Origin of the sequence: Pseudomonas sp. zfem005 (assembly GCF_032621735.1) — a bacterium.
Taxonomy (GTDB): Bacteria; Pseudomonadota; Gammaproteobacteria; order Pseudomonadales; family Pseudomonadaceae; genus Metapseudomonas; species Metapseudomonas solani.
The window spans coordinates 23,662-45,344 of record NZ_JAVYJE010000021.1 but is presented as its reverse complement, the minus strand read 5'-3'; the positions used below and the strand labels follow the sequence as shown (position 1 = coordinate 45,344).

General features: G+C 60.8%; 17 protein-coding genes. 3 read left to right on the top strand and 14 right to left on the bottom strand.

Annotated elements, in window-relative coordinates; translation table 11 throughout:
• Positions 1-32 precede the first annotated feature (32 nt).
• Positions 33-1,073 carry a cytochrome-c peroxidase gene (locus tag RTW82_RS30925; RefSeq protein ID WP_316927483.1) on the bottom strand — a complete coding sequence of 347 codons (1,041 nt, stop codon included), beginning with the start codon at positions 1,071-1,073 and terminating at the stop codon, positions 33-35.
• 185 nt (positions 1,074-1,258) lie between these two features.
• On the opposite strand from RTW82_RS30925, the gene RTW82_RS30920 reads away from it, so the two are divergent.
• The 3 genes from RTW82_RS30920 to RTW82_RS30910 all read left to right on the top strand — a co-directional run bounded on the left by RTW82_RS30920 (position 1,259) and on the right by RTW82_RS30910 (position 2,615).
• Positions 1,259-1,393, top strand: coding sequence for a DUF4124 domain-containing protein (locus tag RTW82_RS30920; RefSeq protein ID WP_316927482.1), 135 nt, complete (start codon positions 1,259-1,261; stop codon positions 1,391-1,393).
• Between the two features lie 87 nt (positions 1,394-1,480).
• Positions 1,481-1,831, top strand: coding sequence for a hypothetical protein (locus RTW82_RS30915; RefSeq protein ID WP_316927481.1), 351 nt, complete (start codon positions 1,481-1,483; stop codon positions 1,829-1,831).
• A 46-nt stretch (positions 1,832-1,877) separates the two neighbouring features.
• On the top strand, positions 1,878-2,615 hold the full coding sequence (locus RTW82_RS30910; protein WP_316927480.1) for a substrate-binding periplasmic protein: 738 nt from the start codon (positions 1,878-1,880) through the stop codon (positions 2,613-2,615).
• Between the two features lie 2 nt (positions 2,616-2,617).
• Here the strand turns inward: RTW82_RS30910 and RTW82_RS30905 are convergent, their stop codons facing one another.
• The 13 genes from RTW82_RS30905 to RTW82_RS30845 all read right to left on the bottom strand — a co-directional run bounded on the left by RTW82_RS30905 (position 2,618) and on the right by RTW82_RS30845 (position 21,370).
• Positions 2,618-4,855 (bottom strand): ankyrin repeat domain-containing protein, encoded by a 2,238-nt coding sequence (locus RTW82_RS30905; RefSeq protein WP_316927479.1) that lies wholly within the window; start codon positions 4,853-4,855, stop codon positions 2,618-2,620.
• Between the two features lie 64 nt (positions 4,856-4,919).
• The gene (locus RTW82_RS30900; RefSeq protein ID WP_316927478.1) at positions 4,920-5,393 is read right to left on the bottom strand and encodes a hypothetical protein; all 474 of its coding nucleotides are present in this window, start codon (positions 5,391-5,393) and stop codon (positions 4,920-4,922) included.
• Positions 5,394-5,422: 29 nt separating this feature from the next.
• Positions 5,423-5,860, bottom strand: coding sequence for a hypothetical protein (locus RTW82_RS30895; protein ID WP_316927477.1), 438 nt, complete (start codon positions 5,858-5,860; stop codon positions 5,423-5,425).
• A gap of 26 nt (positions 5,861-5,886) precedes the next feature.
• On the bottom strand, positions 5,887-6,240 hold the full coding sequence (locus RTW82_RS30890) for a hypothetical protein (RefSeq protein WP_316927476.1): 354 nt from the start codon (positions 6,238-6,240) through the stop codon (positions 5,887-5,889).
• Between the two features lie 68 nt (positions 6,241-6,308).
• Positions 6,309-7,094 (bottom strand): hypothetical protein, encoded by a 786-nt coding sequence (locus RTW82_RS30885; protein ID WP_316927475.1) that lies wholly within the window; start codon positions 7,092-7,094, stop codon positions 6,309-6,311.
• A 92-nt stretch (positions 7,095-7,186) separates the two neighbouring features.
• The gene (locus RTW82_RS30880; protein ID WP_316927474.1) at positions 7,187-7,915 is read right to left on the bottom strand and encodes a hypothetical protein; all 729 of its coding nucleotides are present in this window, start codon (positions 7,913-7,915) and stop codon (positions 7,187-7,189) included.
• Between the two features lie 63 nt (positions 7,916-7,978).
• A complete protein-coding gene (locus tag RTW82_RS30875; protein ID WP_316927473.1) occupies positions 7,979-8,437 on the bottom strand; it encodes a hypothetical protein in 459 nt (152 codons plus the stop codon).
• Between the two features lie 351 nt (positions 8,438-8,788).
• Positions 8,789-9,745: a hypothetical protein gene (locus RTW82_RS30870; RefSeq protein WP_316927472.1), complete on the bottom strand. Its 957-nt coding sequence runs from the start codon at positions 9,743-9,745 to the stop codon at positions 8,789-8,791.
• 74 nt (positions 9,746-9,819) lie between these two features.
• The gene (locus tag RTW82_RS30865; RefSeq protein ID WP_316927471.1) at positions 9,820-10,449 is read right to left on the bottom strand and encodes a hypothetical protein; all 630 of its coding nucleotides are present in this window, start codon (positions 10,447-10,449) and stop codon (positions 9,820-9,822) included.
• Positions 10,450-10,556: 107 nt separating this feature from the next.
• Positions 10,557-10,967, bottom strand: coding sequence for a hypothetical protein (locus tag RTW82_RS30860; RefSeq protein ID WP_316927470.1), 411 nt, complete (start codon positions 10,965-10,967; stop codon positions 10,557-10,559).
• 96 nt (positions 10,968-11,063) lie between these two features.
• Positions 11,064-11,735 (bottom strand): hypothetical protein, encoded by a 672-nt coding sequence (locus RTW82_RS30855; RefSeq protein ID WP_316927469.1) that lies wholly within the window; start codon positions 11,733-11,735, stop codon positions 11,064-11,066.
• 137 nt (positions 11,736-11,872) lie between these two features.
• A complete protein-coding gene (locus RTW82_RS30850; protein WP_316927468.1) occupies positions 11,873-19,477 on the bottom strand; it encodes a calcium-binding protein in 7,605 nt (2,534 codons plus the stop codon).
• A 1,185-nt stretch (positions 19,478-20,662) separates the two neighbouring features.
• Positions 20,663-21,370, bottom strand: a complete 708-nt coding sequence (locus tag RTW82_RS30845; RefSeq protein ID WP_316927467.1) for a hypothetical protein — start codon at positions 21,368-21,370, stop codon at positions 20,663-20,665.
• Positions 21,371-21,683 lie beyond the last annotated feature (313 nt).

Below are 21,683 nucleotides of genomic sequence, written 5' to 3'. Positions count from 1 at the left end.
GGCGACCATCCTAGAGCCCGCCGGGCCCGCCGTCACTCCGGCCGTGGCGTACTCGCGGTGCTGGCCGGCAGGATCGGGTAGCTGACATCCGGCTGACGCCCCGATAGCCCGTGGAGGAAGGAGGTGATCGCGGCCACTTCCTTGTCCTTGAGTTCGCGGCCCAGCTGGCTGTTGCCCATGATCGCCACCGCCTCCTTCAGCTCCCAGACCTGGCCGCTGTGGAAGTACGGTGCGGTGAGGGCGATGTTGCGCAGGGGCGCGGCGCGGAATACGTAGGCGTCGCTGGAGGTCTTGGTCACCGCGAAGCGGCCCTTGTCGCCGATGGGCAGGATGTCTTCGGTGGGCTTGCGCACCAGGCCGAAGGGGAAGTACGCCTGGCCGCCGAGGTTGACGCCGTTGTGGCAGGCGCTGCAGCCGCTGTCGATGAACAGCGCCAGGCCTTCCTTCTGCTGGGCGTCCAGGGCCTTGTCATCCCCGGCCAGGTAGCGGTCGAAGGGCGAGTCCGGCGTGGTCAGGGTCGCCTCGAAGGCCTCGATGGCCAGGGCCATGTTGTCGAAGCTCACCGGTTTCTCCGCCGTGGGGAAGGCGGCGGAGAAGGCCGCCACGTACTCGGGGATGCTGGCCAGGGTCTGTTCCACGCGCTCGGGGGTGTTGTTCATCTCCACGCTGGCCTGGATCGGGCCCTTGGCCTGGGCTTGCAGGTCTTCGGCGCGGCCGTCCCAGAACTGCGCGGCGTTGAACACCGCGTTGAACACCGTCGGCGAGTTCCGCGGCCCTTTCTGCCAGCCGTGGCCGACCGAGGTGGGCACGTTGTCCGCCCCGCCGGTGCCGATGTTGTGGCAGGTGTTGCAGCTGATGATGTGGCTGCGAGAGAGGCGCGGTTCGAAGAACAGTTGCTTGCCGAGGGCGATCTGCGCCTCGGTGAGCGTGCGCCCCTGGGTCTGCGAGACCGTGGCCGGCACCGGCTTGAACAACGCAGTGGCCTTGTCGCGCAGGGGATCCGCCGTGGCCTCCCAGGGCAATGCCGCTGCGAACGTAAGACCACCGAGCACTAACATCTGTATAGGGCGCATACGGGTGACTCCTCAGGCTTTCTTCTGGTTTGCCTCAGGAGAGTTCAGCCAGCCACCCCGCTTGTTGATTTGCATCAAAACGCCGCCGCAGGCGCAGCGGCGCGATTGTCGCAGCCGGGGCTGTCACCGGCTCGAGCCAGTGGATAGACTCCCCCCCATTGCGCCCCCCAGCACAAGGATGTTCGATGCGCTCCCCCCTCAGCCTCACCCCGGCCCTGCTCGCCTGTGCCCTGCTCCTCGCGCCGCTGACCCCGGCCTCCGCCGCCATTTTCAAATGCAAGGCCGCCAACGGCGCCACCCAGTTCTCCGACCGCCCCTGAGGCACGGCGGAGAACCAGGAAGAGATCGCCCACGAGAACCCCGCACCGCCAGCCCCCAGCAGCACGGAGCAAACCGGCAAGGCCACCTTGCCGCTGGACGATATCCAGGCGAGCTACGCGGCGGCCGAGCAAGCCAACCCGCCGCTGCTGACCCTGGCCGACCTGCAGGGCACCTGGTCGGACCTGGACTTCGACTCGCCCCTGCGTGGCTACTGGGTATTCGGCTCCAGTACCGTGCGCATGGACCGCAAGGGCATGGAAATCCGTGATCGCGTGAAGATCACCGTCCGCTTCAGGCTCAAGGGCAATCTGCTGACCTACATTCATGAGCCCGATTCCTTCCGCAATAAGCGCTGGGAAGAGAAGGTCGTGATCGAGCGCTACGAACCTGGCCGGCTGATCGACTTCGGCTCCGTGGTGCTCTATCGCGTCAGGTAGCGCATCGCCCGGCTACGCTGAACCCAAGAGTTTTCGAGACCGCCTCATGAAAGGGCTTTTCACCCGCTTGCTGCTCAGCGCCGCGCTTGCCATCCAGGCCGCAGGCGCCGCCGAACTGCGCCTGCTCACCGACAACCACCCGCCCCTGCATTTCGAGCGCGATGGCGAGCTGGTGGGCTTCGCCGTCGACCTGGTGCGTGAACTCGCCCGGGAGACCGGTGACAGCATCCAGCTGGAACGCCTGCCACTGCTGCGTGCCCTGGTGATCGCCCGCGAAGGCCCGGACGTGGCCGTCTTCACCGTCCTGCGCACCCCGGAGCGCGAGGCCGACTACCGACTGGTGGGCCCGGTGCTGGAGGTGGAAACCGCGCTCTACGCCCTCGCCGACCACACCCCCGCCATCGCTGGCCTGGACGACGCGCGCAAGGTGCAGCACATTGCCACCCCGCGCAAATGGCTGATCTATCGCCGCCTGCAGGAAATGGGCTTCATCAACCTCTACGGCGTCGACACCCCCGAGCAGATGATGCGTTTGCTGCGCCTGGGCCGTACCGAACTGGTGGCCGCCGACACCCTCAGCGTCGCCACCCTGGCCCGCGAAGAAGGCCTCGCCCCGCAGCAACTGCGCTACGTGGCGCCGGTGATGCACCAGGGCAGCTACATCGCCTTCTCCCGGCAGACCGATGCCCACATCGTCGCCCGCTGGCAGCAGGCGCTGGAGAAGGTGCGCGCAGATGGGCGGCTGGTGAAGCTGGAGCGGAAGTGGCTGGGTGGGCCGAGGTAGCGTTACAGGGCCTCGCTACCTGGCGCTGTCGGGTGGATATGCAGGGAACCGGCATCGACGCGCTCGTTGCGCCGCAGCACGGTCAGGGCCCAATCATCGTCCAGTACTTCGCGCCCCACTGACGAAGGCGTGATCTCCCGTATGCCCTTGCTCTCGCCCGAGAGCGTCCAGCCAATGCGTTCGGCGGGTATCACCAGGCCGCGGGGATGCAGCAGGTAGAGATAAAGGGACGAATGGTCCGGCCCGTACCTCTTCACCATGCGAACTTCACTGCCCTCGAACGGGAACCTGTACACCTCAGCGTCCGGCACTGCTTGCAGCGCCTGCAGCAGCTTGGCCGCGCGCGCCTCCGTGCGGTGGGCCGCCAGCGCCTGGTAATAGGCGTATACCGCGCTCGCCCGGCAGTAGCGCGTGCCGTTGTAGAAGAACCATGTACTGCCCGAGGTATCACAGGCCAGCCCTTGGTTGAACCAGGCATTGGCCAGCAGCCTGGCGTCCTTGCTGCTGTCGATCAGCGCCTGCCCGGCCTGCAGCGAAAGGCCAAGATCGCCATCGCGCAGCGCCACCAGGGAGAGGTCGCTCAGGGCCCGCTCGTTAAGCGGCTGGATATTGATCGCCAGGTTCAGCTTGCGCAGCGCCAGCTTCAGATCGCCTGCGCCATAGGCCTTCTCGCCCTCCAGCACCAGCCGCTTGGCACGCGCCTGCAAGGCCTCGTCCGTAGGCGGCTGCAGCAATGCTTCGACCTCCGCCACCTGGGCCGGGGCGATGTTCGGGTTTGGCTCCTCGGCATTCGCCGCGGTGTATCGGTGGAGCCAGTCCAGCGGCGTACTCCCCTCCTCCCACTCGCGATGGGCCTGGATGAAGGGCTCGGCCCCGTTGTTCACCAGCAGCCTCACCAATGCTGGCGAGGCGTAGCGTGCCGCATAGTGCAGTGCGGTCATGTTGCGGGTGGTGATGCTGTAGTAGCAGTCGCCCTCGGGGATGACGGTCACCGCATTGGGGTTGGCACCCTGCTCCAACAGGATGCGCGCGGACTCGAGCTGGTTGTAGTGCGCGGCATACATCAACAGCGTCTTGCCGAAGGCGTTGGCCTGGTTGACGTCGGCGCCCCGCTCGATCAGGTACTCGAGCGCCGCGGGGTACTCGATGGCGATGGACAGGTCACGGACCTGGCCTTCGATGGCGCGGATCTCGTCCATGGGGCGATGGGCGAGAATGGCGTTGCGCAGGGCCAACTCGGAATCAGGGAAGAAGCGGTTGCGGTCAGAGGAGGAGAACCCCATCCCGCTGCTGATGGCCGACTGCAAGGCCATGCTGGACATCGCCTGCGCCTGCTGTGGCGACCAGCCGAAACGCTGCTTGTAGAAGCCCGCCACAGCCTTGATGGCCTGGTCCATTTTCGCCTGGTAGTCCTGCGTCGCCCGGTATTCCAGTACACCCGTGGCGGCCCAACGCTGCAGGGCCACAAGGTTGAACGCATAGGGCGCATCACCGGTGCCAGACAGGCCACGGGCCCAGGGCCGGTAATACACCTCAGCCGTGCTCAATCCCCTCTTCTCGTCCCTGAGCCAGTTCGGGGACAGGCTTCCACAGCCATAGCCATAACCCCGGCTCCACCCGGACGAAGCGTGCGACAGCTCCGACAAGGCTCGCCTCACCTCGGCCGGCACGTTGCCGCTCAACGCCGATCCGTCGGGGATCACACGGATACGGCAGGCATTGCCCCAGCGCAGGTCGCCCTGCAGTTCGTTTATTTCGAGCGTGCCAGGGTCGTCGTCGCTCTGGCTGGCGATGCTGTAGAACCCGCCCTTGTCACGCCGAAACAAACTCAGGTGGCGCGCCGGCGACGGCCCCTGCTGCGCCAGCCTGCTGAGTTCGTCCCATCGACCGGCATCCCGCAGGGCCTCCCGGGAGGCCACCACCTGGTAGCGCTCACAGCCACCCCCGCACCCGGGGTGGGTATATGTGTTGAATACCAGCGGCCCCTGGCCGTCGTTGAGCTCGGCAAGCGTGCCATACACCGCTTCGAAGCCACGCATCGAGAAATCGGCCCAGCGCCCACGCGTGAGGAAGTACGCCTTCGCCTCCTTCAACGCCTGCTCACAGAACGCCCCCTTGCCCTCGACCAGGGTCGGGGTGAACCAGGTTTTATGCGGTGCCGGAGGGACATATCCTTCGGCAGCCTGGACGGCACCGAACAGCAACATCAGGGAAAGGCAAAGCAACGACTTGAAGCGCATGGAACGTCCTTGTATTCAATAAATATGCTCAAAACTGCGCCCCAGATAAACAGCAACCCAGAGTTCAACACTCACTCAACACCAGATAGTGCTCGCTGTCAGAGCGATAGCAACAGAACAGATACTCAGGCCCTCCGCGCCAGAACATAAACAGCAGCGAATCACTCACGGCCAGTGCAAATGGCTTGCCCCGGAAACCACTCAGCACCTCGTGCCATGCCCAAGGAATCACCTCGCCACTGGGCAGCCTGAAAAGAACGGTCTCCTCAAAAGGAGGAACCCGCAACTCAAGGTGGTTGGGTTTTACCCGCCCTACCCGCCAGGCAACCGTTCCGCCCTGGCAATGGACAAGCAGAAAACTCCCGTCCTCCGTCTCGATCAGCAACTCTCGCCCGTTATATTGGTGATCCATCCAGACACGGCCATTGATGCTGTGATCAAGCCGCTCCTGCCCCTCGCTAGAAACAGCGGATACGCTCTCTTCGAAGCTTCCATAAGCGTGCAGGCCCACAGCGCAAAGCTCGACATCTATTGGCATACCGATCTCCCTCTGTCTCATTCCGGCCGTCATCGGAGAGAGGTTCGATCATCGACCACGCCTTCAGCCTCGGCCTCCTGCAACAGGCGTACAGCCTTCTCCTTGTCCATGCCGACACCGTTCGACCCATAGAACAGATTCAAGCCATGGAAGAGCTTCGCTTCCGGATGACCTAGCCCGGCGGCCCTCGCGAACAACACCGCCGCCCGATCACCGTCTTGCTCCAGCATGTCTCCCACTTCCAAGTATTTGGCCAGCATATTCATCGCCGGAGCATGACCACGCTCGGCTGCCTCACTGAGCAGCTCGATATGCCTGCACTCGAATGCTTCCGTGCCCTCTCCAGGGTCACTGAACAACGACGAGAGGAACAGGGCCGCCGGCACCCGACGTTGTATGTAGGGAGCAAGCAACGAACGGGCCCGCTGCAGCTCGCCCGCGTTCAGCAGCCTCTCCGCTTCACGCATTGCGGACTCGGTATCAGGGGTATCAGTCACCTCTCCAATCTCGCGTCTATCAGATGCATCAGTTCATCCAGCCGACCCCGTTGACTCTCAGGTAGCAGCTCGATGAGACGCCGTATCCGTTTGCAATTTTCCCGGTAGAGCGGTGATTTCGACGGCGGGCAGTTTTTCACGTACCAGGCCGCCTGCTGCTCAAGAAAGTACAGATCGTGGTTCTCGTACTCCGTGGCATCAAGGACCAGATAGAGGTTGTGCACCAGCTCAAGCTCGTATCGCTCCGACTTGTCGGACCACCTGCTCAGCATCCCGCAGGTCGAACGGTTGCGGGCGTGGATCACTGAATCCCTCAGCATTTCCCTGTAGATGCGTTGTCGTTCGTGCATTGGCTTTCCTGGTTTTTTAATGGAGCAGGCGAGCTGTATAGCGCCTTCACCCCCGGGACAACAATGACTCAAAACAGCCGTCTGGCATCACGCGTCCCGGCTCCCGTCTCATCCTCCTCGGTCAGCACCTCACCGCAGTTCGAGGCCGCGACACTCCATTGGTGGTCGACCAGGCCGCGGTCGAAGGACTCCCGCCATTCCCAGTATTCGCGGCGCTTTCTCGCCAGGTAGTCCGGGTGCGGCTCGCCGGCATGCGCACTGTCGCAGCATTCCGTATCGAGGAAGGTGTAGCTCACGCGATAGAAGTGCCGGCCGAAGCCCCGGAACCGTTCATAAAGGCTCGGGCTGTAGTCCAGCTTCGCCGCGGCGACCGGGTCGAGCCTTTCTACTCGGCGGGTATCCAGGAGGCTGGCGCCGCCTGAGTCATCTGTCCGGTAGCTCACCAGCACGTAGGGCTCATGCAGGCTGCGCGGGTCGAAGCCGGGGCGCCGCGGCGCAATCGGCTCGATGGAAAAATTCGCCTCGAACGAGCGGTCGTTGTGCGAGAACGCCTCCATGAGCGCCGGGAAGTCATAACGCGGCGGATTGCGGATGACACCGGTCTTGAGCTTCTGCCCGCCCAGGTACTCGTCATGGGTGCGGCTGTTCTCCATTGCCAGGCGCACCAGGTTGCGCAGCAAGGCCTGGCGATGCTCCTCGGGGCTGAGGGCACGATCCACGGCCATGCAGATGCCCCCATCGAGGCGCTGGACGCGATACAAGGAATAGGCGGCGAGTGACAGCAACGGCACCAGCGCAACGGCCAGTGCAGCCGCAAGTAATCGCTTTCCGAATCGGTTGTTTGAAACTGACATTGATCATCCTTGACTGCATGTAAAGCGCCGGCTCCTGCCAGCACATCGAAACCGGCCTGTGGCAACAGCCGGGACAGGTGGATACCGAAGATCTATCGCTCGATGCTTTCCACTTCCCGACGAACCTCGCTCATGATGACTTTCCAATTCACCAGTGCGCTGTACTCGAAGAGAACCCGAACCTGCAGCCCTGAACCCAGGTAGTAGTACGCGTTGCAATCACCGTTTCTCAGGACTGGGTCCTTTGGCCGGGCCACACTGCAAAAGAACTCCCGGCCATTCCCGCGCGGCCCATCCACTGGCACATAGACATAGGCTCCTGAGTATTCAGCCTCTGCGGCAGGCCCTTTCAGGGGATATTCGATAAGGCCCAGCGCTGGACGGGCAACAGGTGTCTCGGCTTCCTCCTTCTCGGCCTCGAAATAGGTCTTTCCGTTGGGATCACCCATTTTCAGGATATCGACCATGACCCTGCTGTTCCGAGCGGTCGGAATGGGGTTTCCTTTATGAATGCCCGCCTGGTCGATGAAGAGCAACAAGCTCAGCACATCAGCCTTGCCCGGACGAATTTCTCCAGACGAGTAGACATCGAACTCCAAATCACTTGGCACTCGAAACGGCACACCGCTGACCTCGACCCTGTTGTCCCCGCCTTCGACCAGTCCGTGCGCCTCTCGGTACTCGGGGGTATGGGGCGCGGGTCGTTCCTTTCCACAGGCGACTAGGGCAAGGCAGACAAGCAAGATCGCCAGACCGGAATAGGTCTCTCCATGCCCAGATACCGATAGACGCTGCCCTCCGCAGAGCACCTTGAAACTCATACATCCCCCTGCTCGACCCGAGCACGCAATACTTAAGAAAAATCCCCACTTTCTCAACAGAACTTAATTGATCATCCCCACTATGTCCGCTATGGAAGAGTTAATTTTCCTTATAAGACCTTGCCAGTCCGACAGAGCCGACTCCGCAAACTCGAATTGAGCTTCCCAACCACGCCCCACATCTAGAGTGAGGGTACAGGAGTGACGATTACACAAAAAGATATAAGGATTACCAAGACGGGTCCTATAGGCATCCAAGTCCTCTACGACCCACCATCTGGTCCCCTCTGGCATTGCATCACTTTCATACTTGGCAAGCCCGGGAAAAACATCACCATCTTTAGCTGCTCGAAAAACCTTTTCCCCGCTAACTACAGTCCGTGCACGCTCCTCATACTGACGTAGGTATAGCGTTTTACCTTGAATATCAGTGTTCACAGGAAAGGGGTACTCAAACCATCCACCTCCCTCTAAAAGAGGCCGCCCATCCAGTAATGAATTTTTGTATTCAACCTGAACCATTCGCGGATTCTTTCCAGGCAAGCCCCCACCGCACCCAACCTCCCCTTCGGGTGAGAAATCAGGAAGACAATAATGCAGATAAACCGAATACCCGTTGATATCTCCATATATAGGGGCATATTTATTGTCCATCCCCCTGAGCCCAGGCCCAACATCCGCAGCGGCACCAGCAAGAGGAAAGAAAGAAATTGCAAGGAATACGTATAAACGCACCCGATCAATACACATGCATTGCCCTAAATTTCAAAAAAACCACCCAAGATGGGGCCATGACAACTTCCAAGCATCAGAGCACACGAACAAATAGATCACTCTACCTGCACGCCATTAAGCAGCGCCGTGATAACCCACTCACTTCTCCCAGGCAACAGGCATGACAGTGCATTGCAACTCAGGCGGGCCGTTTCGGTGCATTGAAAATACAAGAAGCTCAGGTGGGGCAAAGGTGCGTGTCGGTACCGATACAAAAACTACCCCTTTGGGCAGGCTGTACACCGCCCAATAGGTGCTGAAGCTCGATCCCACATTTCTAACCAAGCGCCCCCTCTGCCGCCCATATATCTCCTGTGTAGACGTTGCATCGCCCATGGCCTGTGAACTGGGATCCTGCCTGGTGGAAACCCATTCCTCCGCCAGCCTGCTGTTCGCCGGTAGATTCATCACATGCTGAATAAGCCCGGCTGCGGTGCCACACCTGCCTCTCTTGCCTTGCCACTTCAAGCAATCAGGACCATATGGGAGCAGCTTGTCAGGCCTCTCATGAAGGGCCTCATCCGTGATCATCAATTGCTGAGTTCCATGCTCCTGGATAATTCCAGTCCTCCTGTAGGTCTGCTCAATCGATCCATCGCCATCCACGTCGATCGACACGTATTCCAAGGCGCGCTCCACCCCCGTCCATTCAGGCATCACCATGGATTCTTCCAGTGGCTGGAACGCCAGCCTACGGCTGGAGCTGGAGAGCCACTCAAAGAGATTGCCCGCCGATACACCCTCTTTGTTCATGTCCTCCAGGAACTCGGCACAAAGCGCTTCGTCCCGAACACCCGCCAGTTGATAAAAACCCGCTGGCCGCTTCGTTGACAAAAGGGTCTTGATCTTCGCCCCGCCCTTCACCAGGACCGCTTTCCTGATGTCCGAATAGAAGGCATTTTTGTGGGGCACTTCTTCAGTGATCAACGCCTTATCAAGACCAGCCTCCGCTGCAAACGGAGCGCCTGAAAACGGCAAGAAAAAGACCAGGCCCATCAAAGGAAGAAGACGCCGTGGAGGAGCGGTAAGCCTGGATCGTCCAAATCCAATAAACATACGTCTCCTACGTGCTCGGCCTCAAAACGGCACACTGGCGTCGGCCAAACCCAATCGGGTTGCACCTACCAACTTTAAATTTCAACGCGACACAATCCAATGAACCAGTTTTGCTCTATCCTTCTGTAAACACATTCCCCCCGCTCCCAATCTGGAGGCGTATCATCCAGGGATTCAAATAGCCGAGCATACCTATCAACAGGGTAAGTATGAACGGGCAACTGGAAGCGCCTTTCCTCAACCTTGGGCACCACTGGAAAGTACACAAGCGTTTTCCGAACAAGAGAAAAGCCCGAACTCAAAAGAATCACAGCAAAATTTTCTTCTTCGCCCCCCTCAGCACCGATATCAACAACTATAGAGCTACACCGCTGCAATAACTGACCGCATTCCGCGTCACGAAACGCATCATCCTGAAGTAACCTCCGGTAAAACAGCCTTGAATAGGGCCTACTGGTCCACATTGGAGAGGTCTCACCAATCTGCCTTAACCCAGCAGCAACAAGGCGCTTGCGATTCTCATCCTGTCGCACCCACGGACCACGGCCACGCTCAACTCGGTACCTATACTCGTAGACCAGCGCCTCAATTTCCTCACGATTAAATTCGAAGTGCCGGATGTAGAATTCATCATTGGGAAGCGGATTGTATCGCCCCCATAAAACAATCAATACAGTGATGACCGAGAGGACAATCAGGCTCACCCTAAATCTGGTCAACCTCACTCCCAAAAGCAGAACAGACATTCAGCACCTCAGCAAAACAATCAACATCAACAGGCATCCTCCCATATGCGACACCCAGGGTGGCTTTATACGTCTTTGAACACCGGATTGATCTTATCCAATTCATTATCCGCACCCACTCCATACCTACCTAAAACAGGTAAGGCAGCCTTCAGAAAAGCTGAAAATCTTATTTTATCTGCTACGAGCAACTGCCCACCTCTGAACTCAACCAAATCCCCAAACAAGCCGTCAACATAAACCTCTTGAATCAACCCATTCAAATAAACGTAAAATGACGCACCGCACGAGCTATCCCTGCCACTCGCGCAAGGGAAAACGTAATAATCGTTATGCCTATCGACAACCCAGAACAACCTCTCCCAATTAGAAAAACCATTTATCTCAAGCCATACTTTCTTTACAGGATCACAGCTTGCATCAGAGAGCACTTTCTCCCAATCGGCACTACTCATTTTCTCGAAAACATAAGGCATAAATTTACTCCATGAAACTGGAGAGCCGGCAGAAAGCAACCGTACCGCCCAGCACCGACATACCCTCTTTGTTATTTATGTTTTGACACCCCAAACTCACCCACTCTCTTTAATGCTAATTTCGCACAACTCACCATGAACCCCATAAACTAAAATCGGCAACCCTGTTCCACTCTCAGCGCGATAAACCCTTATGAATCTCTTCCAACCACTCACATGGGCTTTATATTTTTTATCTAGACGAGGATCAATCTGAAGCCAGTAGACCTTACCCTCATAAAAAAACAGTTCCCCACCCACCGCAAGAGGGCGACCATCCGACCCTAAATAGCTCCGACTTATTTCATCCCCATCAGCCAACACATACGCATAAGCCTGCCCAAAAATTCCGGATTTGCGATATATCGCCACCCGTTCATTTTCTCCATCGTTATCTATATCCACGGACATAAAAAAAGCCCGCCAAACCCCGGTATATAGGTTACTCACAGAGCGATCAACCCCACTCCAAGTACGCTCATCAATTTCTGCCAAGCCAATAGTCGATGCCTCAACCTGAATACGAACCGCTCTCCCAGCAGACATTTCAACTGAATCAGGCCTATCCAGCCCATGTACCCACTGAGAGAGATTCTCTTCGGTTATCCCTCCGTCCTTAGAGTACTCATGCAAATCATTGCAAACTCCCCAGCGCGAATTTTGGTTTGCAATAGAGCCTTCAGAGAACGTTCCTAAAAGCAGTAGCACCAAGAAAAACCGATAGCGCATAAACCTACCTACAGCATCGACTCAATAAAAAAGTGAAAATATGCTATCTGCATCAAACAACACACCGCATAAGCGGGAAAACCACATGGAAACAGCCCGCCATAAGGCGGGCTGCTCCAGTCACTACATCTTCACACTCACTGCCAGTTGGCGGCGATCACCACATTGAGCTGATCCCGCTGGGCCTGGGATAAGTTCATCTCCCCGCCCGTGGGCGCGCCGAAGGCGGCCATGGCGTTGACCAGGTTGTCCAGCTGGTTGGCGTAGAGCGTGGAGCTGCCGGCTTGCACCGCGTCCAGTTTCTGCGCCGCACCCGCGTACCAGTCCTGCACGGTGATGGCGTCGGCCGATCCCAGCACGTCGATCACCAGGTTGTTGCCCTGGCGGGACAGCCAGAGGTTCTCGCGGGTGATGCCTTCGATGCTCAGCACATCGTTGTCGGCGGGCTTGTTCGACAGGTTGTTGATGACATCCTGGCCGTCGCCGGCGGCGAAGCGGTAGGTGTCGTTGCCATCCCCGCCGATCAGGTGGTCATTGCCCTTGCCGCCACGCAGCGTGTCGTTGCCTGCACCACCGTCGATCAGGTCGGCGTCCGAGGAGCCGAGGATGTTCTGATCGCCCGCCTGGCCGGCCAGGACGGTGCCGAAGCTGCGGTCGTCCGGGACGTTCAGGTAGTTCGGCGAACCCACGGTGTCGGGGTTGGTGAGCCCGAAGGCGCTGAACACCTGGGCAGCGGTCAGTTGTCCGCCGGCTGCGAAGGTGATCACGTCGACGACGGCGTCACCGCCCAGGAACCAGTTCTTCAGGGTGACCTGATCGCTGCCACCGCTAACCTTGAGCACCAGATCGTTACCGTTCTTCATTAAGCCACTGGAGACTTGATTGAAGGCGATGCCTTCGAAGCGCAGTGTGTCGTAGCCGCCACCGGTGTTGTCGATGACGTCCTGCCCGCTGCCGGCGCTGAAGACATAGGTGTCGTCGCCACGACCGCCGAGCAGGGTGTCGTTGCCCTGGCCACCGACGAGGGTGTCGTTGCCATTGCCCCCTTCCAGGCGGTCGTTGCCGGCACCGCCGGACAGCGAGTCGTTGCCGTTGTAGCCAAGCAGCAGGTCGCGCTGGGCGGTGCCGTTGAGGGCTGCGTCGTTGCCCGCCGTGCCCTGCACGGTGTTGTCGAAGGCCGCTACCGGTGTCGGCATGGCGATACCGAACGCGCCGAAGATCTGCGCGGCGGTGAGTTGGCCACCGGTCTCGAAGGTGAAGGTTTCCACCAGGTTGTCGCCACCCAGGAAGAAGTCCTTCAGCGTCACCTGGTTGGTGGTGCTGCCATTGACCTTGAGGATCAGGTCGTTGCCCGACTTGGACAGGCCCGAGCCCACCTGGTTGTAGGTGATGCCACCGGCGAAGCGCAGGGTGTCGGCAGCGCCGCCCGACTCCTCGATCACATCCAGCCCGGCGGTGTAAACGTAGGTGTCATCACCCACGCCGCCCAGCAGGCGGTCGTTGCCCGCCGCACCGGCCAGGGTGTCGTTGCCGGCCCCGCCGATCAGCACGTCGTTACCAGCGGTGCCGGTGAGCGAGTCGGCACCGCCCAGGCCGGGAACCGGCGGTTGCCCGGTGCCAGGGTCGGTGGGCGTGCCCGGGTCAGTCGGTTCCGGGTCCACCGGGCCGGGGGTGCCGGTGCCGTCCGGGAAGGCGGTGATCATGCCGGCGATCTGCGCGGTGGTGAGGTAGCTGCCGCCGTCGTCCGGCTGCACGTAGTCGATGGCCGAGTCACCGCCCAGGAAGTGGTTGGTGATGCGCAGCTGGTGGGCCATGTCCTTGTCGACGAGGATGACCAGGTCATTGCCGTCGCGGTGGAAGCTCAGGCGCGCACGGGCCACGCCATTGAGCACGAAGACGCCGTCGAAGCCGCCACCGGTGTTGTCGATGACGTCCTTGCCGCCACCGGCGCGGTAGTAGTACTTGTCGTCACCGGTGCCACCCACCAGACGGTCGTTGCCGTCTTCACCGTCCAGCACATCGTTGCCCGCGCCGCCGATGATCACATCGTCGCCGGAGCCTGCATTACCGCCGTTGCCACCGGAGAGGTAGTCGTTGCCGTCACCGCCCTCCAGCTGGTCGTTGCCGGCCATGCCGAACAGGGTGTCGTTGCCGGCCAGGCCGCGCAGCAGGTCGCGACCGTCGTAGCCGGAGAGGCGATCCGCCGCCGTGCCGCCGTCGATCACCGCCTCGTAGCCGCCGGCCACGCCGTTGGCCGCGGCCATATGGCCGATGCGCGCGGCGGTGAGCATGAAGCCACCTTCCGGCTGCACATAGCTGATGGCCTTGTCGCCACCGAGGAAGTGCCCCAGCACGCGCACCGACTGCTGCGCATCGCCGTCCACCAGGATCAGCAGGTCGTCGCTGTCGCGGCGGAAGCTCAGCCGGTCCTGGGTGATGCCGCCGGAGAAGAACACGCCGTCGTTGCCACCACCGGTGTTGTCGATGACGTCCGCACCGTCGCCCAGGCTGTAGACGTACTTGTCGTCGCCAGTACCGCCGATGAGGCGGTCGGCGCCTGCACCGCCGTCAAGCTGGTCGTTGCCGGAACCGCCGAGGATCAGGTCATCGCCGTCCTCACCCTCGAGGTAGTCGTTGCCGCCCTCGCCGAGAATGGTGTCGTTGCCGGCACGCCCCCAGGCCTTGTCGTCACCGGCACCCAGGTGAATGGTGTCGGCGAGGTTGCGGTAACCGAGGATGCTGTCGGCGTTGTCGGTGCCTTGGTGGATGACACGGTTTTCGACATCCGCCTGGCTCAGCGAGCTGCCGTCGGCGAAGGTCAGGCTGTCCAGCTTGAAGTGGTCGGAGGGCTCCTTGAACCAGTTCTGCACGGTGATGCGGTCAGTGCCATTGGCGTGCTCGATGATCAGGTCCAGGCCACGACGATAGAAGCCCAGGTCCGCCACGCTGATGCCCTCGCCGAAGCTCAGGGTGTCGACGCTCGGGGTGATGTTGCTGAAGGCCTCGTTGGCGCGACGCTCGATCAGCAGGTCCTGGCCGTCACCGAGGTTGAAGCGGTAGGTGTCGTCGCCGAAGGAGCCGTAGATCGTGTCGTTGCCGGTGCCGCCTTCGATAACGCTGGCGTTGCCGCTCCAGGCATCGTTGCGCGCGACGATCAGGTCGTTACCCGCGCCGCCCACCAAGGTGTCGGAGCCCTGGCCATGGAGCGTGTCGTTGCCATCGCCGCCCAGCAGTTCGCCGTAGCCTTCCAGCAGGTCGTCGCCGCTGCCGCCATCGAGCAGGCCGTTGCCCTGCAGGGTGTCGTTGCCGGCGTCACCGAACAGCTGGTCGTTGCCGCCCCCGCCGATCAGCGAGTCATGGCCCTCGCCACCGCGCAGGGTGTCGTTGCCATCGCCGCCGTCGAGCAGGTCATCGCCGGCATCGCCGCTCAGCAGGTCGGCCTGGTAGCCGCCGAACAGGGAGTCATTACCGTCGCCGCCGGAGAGCTGGTTCTCGCCCTCTTCGCCGTACAGCTGGTCGTCACCCGCACCGCCGAAGAGCGTGTCGTTGCCCGCTTCGCCATGCAGGGTGTCGTTGCCTTCACCACCCAGCACCTGGTCGTTGCCGAAGCCCGCCTGGACGAGGTCGTTGCCCAGGCCCGCGTCGATCACATCGTCGTCGGCATGGCCGTAGATGGCGTCGTCCCGGGCGGTGCCTTCCAGTGCCTTGAGCTTGATGGCGTCGAAGTCCCAGGCCAGGCCGCCGTCGAAGACGAATTGCTCGATGGCGTACACACCAGGCTGCCCAGCCTGGTAGGAGAACTGCCCCTGGATCCGCACGCTGTCGCCCGTGGTCTTATGGGTCACCACGAGGTCTTCGCCGTCACGGCGCAGCAGCAGGTCCTCCGGTGCCACACCGTCGAAGCGAACGCTGTCGGTACCGCTCCGGTCGATGATGAGGTCATGACCCCATTGCGCCGTGAGCCGGTACTGGTCGTTGCCGGCGGCGCCCTCCAGTTGGTCGTCGCCCGCCCCACCGTCCAGCAGGTCATCACCCTCCCCGGCCAGCAGGGTGTCGTTGCCGAGGCCACCCTCGACGAGGTCGTTGCCGATCCCGGCGTCCAGGAGGTCGTCCCCTTCGCCGCCTCGCACGGTGTCGTTACCTGCGCCCGCGTAGACCGTGTCGTTACCGCCCAGCGCGTCGATCAGGTCGTCGGTGGAATAGGCGTTGATCAGGTCGCCCGCAGCCGTGCCGTCCAGGGTGAGCTGGCGCAGTTGCGTAGCGGCGATGAGGGTTTCCAACCCATCGCCGTAGCGCAGGCGAATGCCACTCAGCGGTACCTCGTCACGGAAGAAGGCAGAAAGCGAGATCAGGTCGGCCGGGCTGTCCGGGAACGAAACCTCGAGGCTGGTGCCATTGCGGCGGAAGACCAGGGTTTCCAGCGGCAGGTCCGCGAGGTAGATCGTCACGATCCCTTCATAGGCATCCACGATCACATCCTGTCCGTCACCACGGGCGAACAGGTAGTTGTTGGTGCCATTGCCACCGTCTAGGCGGTCGTTACCCTTGCCACCGGCCAGGAAGTCATCACCCGCGCCACCCACCAGGGTGTCGTCGCCGTCGCCACCTTGCAGGGTGTCGCGGCCGGCGCTGCCATTGAGGTAGTCATTGCCGGCACCGCCCACCAGCGTATCGTCACCGACACCCGCGTCGATGCGATCGTTGCCTTCGCCCCCATCCAGGTAGTCGTTGCCCTCGCCACCTTCCAGCATGTCGTCGCCGGCTTCGCCGAACAGCCGGTCATCGCCGATGCCACCGTCAAGGGTGTCGCGCCCCTCGCCGCCCAGCAGGGTGTCGTTGCCGGCGTAACCGAACAGTCGATCGTCCCCCGCCAGACCGGAGAGCTGATCGTTGGTCACGTAGCCTTCGATTCGGTCATTGCCGGCCGTGGCCTGCAGCACCAGGTTCTTGACGTCAGCGATGCTCCAGACAGTGCCGTTGTGGAACTCGATGCGGTCGACAGCGATGCCATTGGTACCTTCGGCGCTGAAGTAATTGGTGAGCCGCACGCTGTCAGTAGCCGAGGTCTGCAGCAGCAGGTCACTGCCATTGCGCTTCACGCCAACGGCGGCGGGATCGATCCCCGCGCCGAACACCACCCGGTCGATCTTGCCGCCGGCTGCATCGGCCGCGTTATCGATCACATCGTTGCCATGGCCGAGATCGAACAGGTAGGTGTCGTTGCCGCGTCCACCGACAAGCGAATCGTTGCCGACACCGCCGACCAGGGAATCATTGCCATCGTCGCCCATCAGCACGTCATCGCCGGCACCGCCGGAGAGCTGATCGTTGCCACCCAGGCCGTGGATGCTGTCGTTGCCTGCCAGGGCATCGATGCTGTCTCCAGCAGCGCTGCCGAACACCAGGTCATTGCCAGCGGTCAGCGACGAGGCTGTCAGCAGATCGAGCATCTGCTGCTGGCTCAGGCCACCGCCATCGACGAAACGGATCGCCTCGATGGCGCCATAGGCCAGCGAACCGTCGAAGTCGAAGAAGTTGTCGATGCGCACCGAGCCGGCATCGCTGCCGTCCGCGTTCTTGACGTTGATCCAGACGGTGGTGGTGTTCCGAGAAAACACCAGGTCGTTCTGACCGATGCCGGCACCGAAGACGATCTGGTCGAGGCCACCCCGGTCGAGAATCGCGTCGTTGCCCTGGCCCCGCGCGAAGTGGTAGCTGTCGACGCCGGAATAGCCATACAGGCGGTCATCGCCGCCCGCACCGTAGAAGATGGTCCCGGACTGGATGCCGTAAAGCGTGTCGTTGCCCGAGGTGCCGATACGGGTGGAGAAATCGAAGAACGGCGCCAGTTCGACATTGGACGCGGTGATGGCCTGGAACGCGGCATCGCGCTTGGCGCGGTAAGCCGGCGAATAGGTGCCCAGGTCGTTGAGGATGGTGATCACGTCACGGACGCGCTCAGGCTTGCCCTCGGCGAGTAGCCCGCTCAGCTTGCCTTGCAGTGCGTTCCAGTCGACGGCGATGCTCTGCGCGTCGGAGCCGAAGCCGGACCGGATGATGTCCAGCTCGTTGGCGTATTCGGTCTGCGCCATGATCTGCGCGACGGTGAAGCGCTTGAACTCTAGGTACTCGGCCACCAGGATCGGCGCCGCCTGCCCGTGCGGGTTCGGGTCGCGTTCGCCCCAGCACCAGGTGCCCAGGTAGGGGCGCCCCACCAGGTTCTCCAGGGTGACGAGCTGGCGTGCGTCCATCACATGGCCGTAGACCTTCTTGGGATCGCGGCTATAGGGGTCTACGCCTTCGGCACCGGCCCAGCGGTAGATCAGGGTGTCGAGCAACGCGTCGCGCTGGCCCGGTGGTGCAGCCACGTACTGCGCCAGCAGGTCTTTCAGGCCGGAATCCAGCGCCATGGCCTGGTGCAGGTCATGGACCTTGCCGAAGCCCTTGGCGTTGGCCAGGTTCAGCACATCATCGGGAAGCGCGATATCGCCGCTGTTGACGCGACGCGTACTGTCGACCTTGAACCAGACGTCAGCCGCCGTGGAAGCCACACCGTTGGCCAGCATCACAGTGCCGATCTGGCGGTGCTCGTGGCCGTTGGCGTCGGTGTGGCTGGAAGTGCTGTAACCGGTGCCGATAGAAACGACGCCCGCAGCGGCCAGCCCCTGCAGCTCGCCGTCATCGCTGATGCCGTTGCCGTTGAGGTCGCGCCACACCTGCAGCGTCGAGTACGCCGCATCCTGGGCGTTGATCAGGCCATCGCCGTTGCTGTCGTACTCGGCCAGGGCCTGGAAGCCGTTCTCGGCCTTGTTGCCGTTGCTCAGCAGGCTGTGGTTGCCGAACAGCTCAGTGCCATTGCTGATGCGCCCGTCACCGTTGCGGTCGTGCACCAGCAGGCCGTCATCGGGGCTCACCCAGCCGGACTTCTCACTGAGGCCATCGCCGTCGAGGTCGAAGTAGCTCGCCCCTACTTTCAGGGTCTCGATGCCATCGCCGTCCAGGTCGATGACGATAGGCGAGGTGCGGCTCTCGGCATCATCCGTTTCCGGCGACTCGTCCTCCTCCTCTTCCTCGGTCAGGATGATCTGCAGGTCGTCCTTGTCGTAGTACTGGATCGTCAGCCCACCGTTGATGGTCAAGGTGGTGCCTTGCAACACATAGGTATTGCCACCGCCGTAGTAGGTGCCCTCGGGGTCGGTTTTCTTGCGGCTGCCACCCGTGAGCTGGCGGTTGCCCAAGTAGACCTTGCCCGAGCCGTCGCTGTCGTAAATGAGGTCTTCCTTGTCAGCTTTGTAGGTGTCGAAGCCGTAACCGCCCGTGAGCGAATCCTGGCCTTCTCCGCCTTCGAGGTGATCTTTGCCAACACCACCATCCAGGCTGTCGTTACCCTTGCCGCCGAAGAGGCTGTCATTGCCATCCCCACCGACAAGCGTGTCGTTGTGCAGCCCGCCATAGAGGGTATCGGCCCCGATACCACCATCGAGGTTATCGGCCCCATCCCCTCCCTCCAGGTGGTCATCTCCTTCACCACCACTGATGACGTCAGCCCCATTCATGCCGAACAGGAAATCATCGCCATCACCGCCCTGGAAACTCTCGGCACCATCACCACCGAAGATGATGTAACGCTTGTCGATGATCCCCCCGTCGACACCGTCGACGATGAGCTTGTATGACGAACCGTCGCTGTAGGTGCGGAATTCGATATCCCCCGGGATCGGTACCGGCAACCCGAACGGCATTTCGAAGGTGCCGTCGGTGTCACCAGAAGCCCGATATAGCCTCTCGAAAGTAAGAAAAGCGGCTCGTTTGTCCAGCCACTGCTCGGAGAGAGCCCCCTCTCCCGTTTTCAAATCAGCAAGGCTCAGGTCATGCGAGTAACTGGGTAGATCGATAGCAATGGGGGACAGTGCATAGAGCGCGTTACGTGCGGCGAGGCTCCCCTTCGCCAAGGCCAGGATTGCGTCCTTGGTATCCGGCAGGAGAATGGTGTTGGCGCCTATGGCAACCGCTTTATCGATCTTGGAAAATACGGCCTTGGCAGAATCGATGAAGTTATCCGGGGTCGTCGGGGTCGTAACCGGCTTGCCACTGTAGGTTGCTTGTACCCAGTCAAGAACGGTGTGTGCGCCAGCCTTGTTGATCAGCTCGCCTAGCTTCTTTGCTTCACCGGACAGCAGCGAGGTGATGTTGTTGGTCGCCAACGCAACCAGATCATCACCACTGGCGCCCCGGAAGGTATCCCACCCCACTCCAAGGTCATCAAAGAATCGCTTGTCCTTAAGCGCGAACTCTCCAGCACCAACCAGAGCCGCCCATTTAAATGCATAGGAATAGGATTCGTAGGCGAACAGCAAATTCTTGATGTCATCGATGCGATTGAGCCCATCTCCACCCGTAGCGGTCAGCCTGTAGGTTTCATCCCCCCCGAGTGCAGAGAAGAGAATAGTCCCAGACCAGCCGGCATTTGTGGTTCCACCAGCCGAGTCGTTAGGCAGGCTTTTGAACAAGACGTCACCAACCCCCGTGGCATCATTGTTCGCAATATCTTTCAGTGTCGGAAACTTCCAGCGCCCATCCGCAGTTCGGCGCCCCAGGGCGAGAATATCGTCGAGCGCATTGGTCGCCACCCTGTTGGATGCATCTTGCATGAGCGCATCGGAATACTGGATGCCACGAAGCTCCATCTGCCGCTGGCTGTATGACCTGATGAGCTCAGCGAAAACACCTCGTCCGGCGTTGGCAAGCGCTGCGCCATCCAGCCAGAGCTTGACGTCGCTGTCGGGCAGCATTTCCGAGATAGCTTGATATATATCGGAGTAATTGCCCTGAGCATTAGGGCCACGGGTTTTCATCGCCCTGATCTGATTGATCTGCTCATCCGTAAGATAGATATCGCTCACAACACACCTCCTTGCGTTTTGGTTTTATTTTTCGATGCTTTCCACTTCTCGGCGAACCTCGCTCATGATGACGTTCCAATTCGCCAGAGCGCTGTACTCGAAGAAGACCTGGACCATCAGTCCTGAGGTCAGGAAGTAATACGCCCGGCAACTACCGTTCGTTTTCGCCGGGTCTTTCGGCCACCCCACCGAACAATAGAACTCCCTGCCATTACCCCGCACGCCGTCCGCAGCCACGTAGACAGACGTCCCGGAGTGCTCGGCCTGTGCCGCAGGCACTTTCAGCGGGTATTCGATGAGTTCCATCGAAGGACGGGCAATGGGTGCCTCGGCCCTCTCCTTCTCGCCTTCGAAGTAGGACTTCCCGTTGGGATCGCCCATTTTTGAGATCTCGACCCTCACCCGGCTGTCCCGAGCAACCGGAACGGGGTTTCCTTTGTGGATGCCCGCCTGGTCGATAAAGAGACGCAAGGTCAACTCATCGGCCTTTCCCGGATGAATGTCTCCAGACGAATAAACCTCGAACTCCACATCGTTCGGCACACGGAACGTCGTTCCGCTGACTTCAATGGTGTTGGCCTCACCCTCGACGATTCCATGCGCCGCACGGTACTCAGGGGTATGAGGGGCGGGCTTTTCCTTTCCGCACGCCACCAGTGCAAGGCATATGAGAAGCGCGCCCAAGCGGCAACGCGCCCAGTCGTGCCCTGAGGCGAATGTGCTGTTCGACATGCTCGACTTCCTGGAAATACTCATGGTGATTTCACGTGCCTCACATGCGCGACACGTTCAAAAACGCCAACAGCGAGGCACTTCTATGGAGACGAGGCCAAGGCGTGACGTGAGTTCTGAAAAAACAGCAGGATGCAGCGCCCTGAAGAGGCCGATGCAGGTGCGGGTAGCCACTGAAAACAATGCTTGAGGCAGGCATGCTCATCCTTGAAGCTGACCGTTCGCCGACGACCCTGTCGGCTTCCGGGGAAGATGGCGTAGAAAACGCTTTTGGATGAGCAGCGTCAATCGGGGCGAGGCGGATAATGTGAAG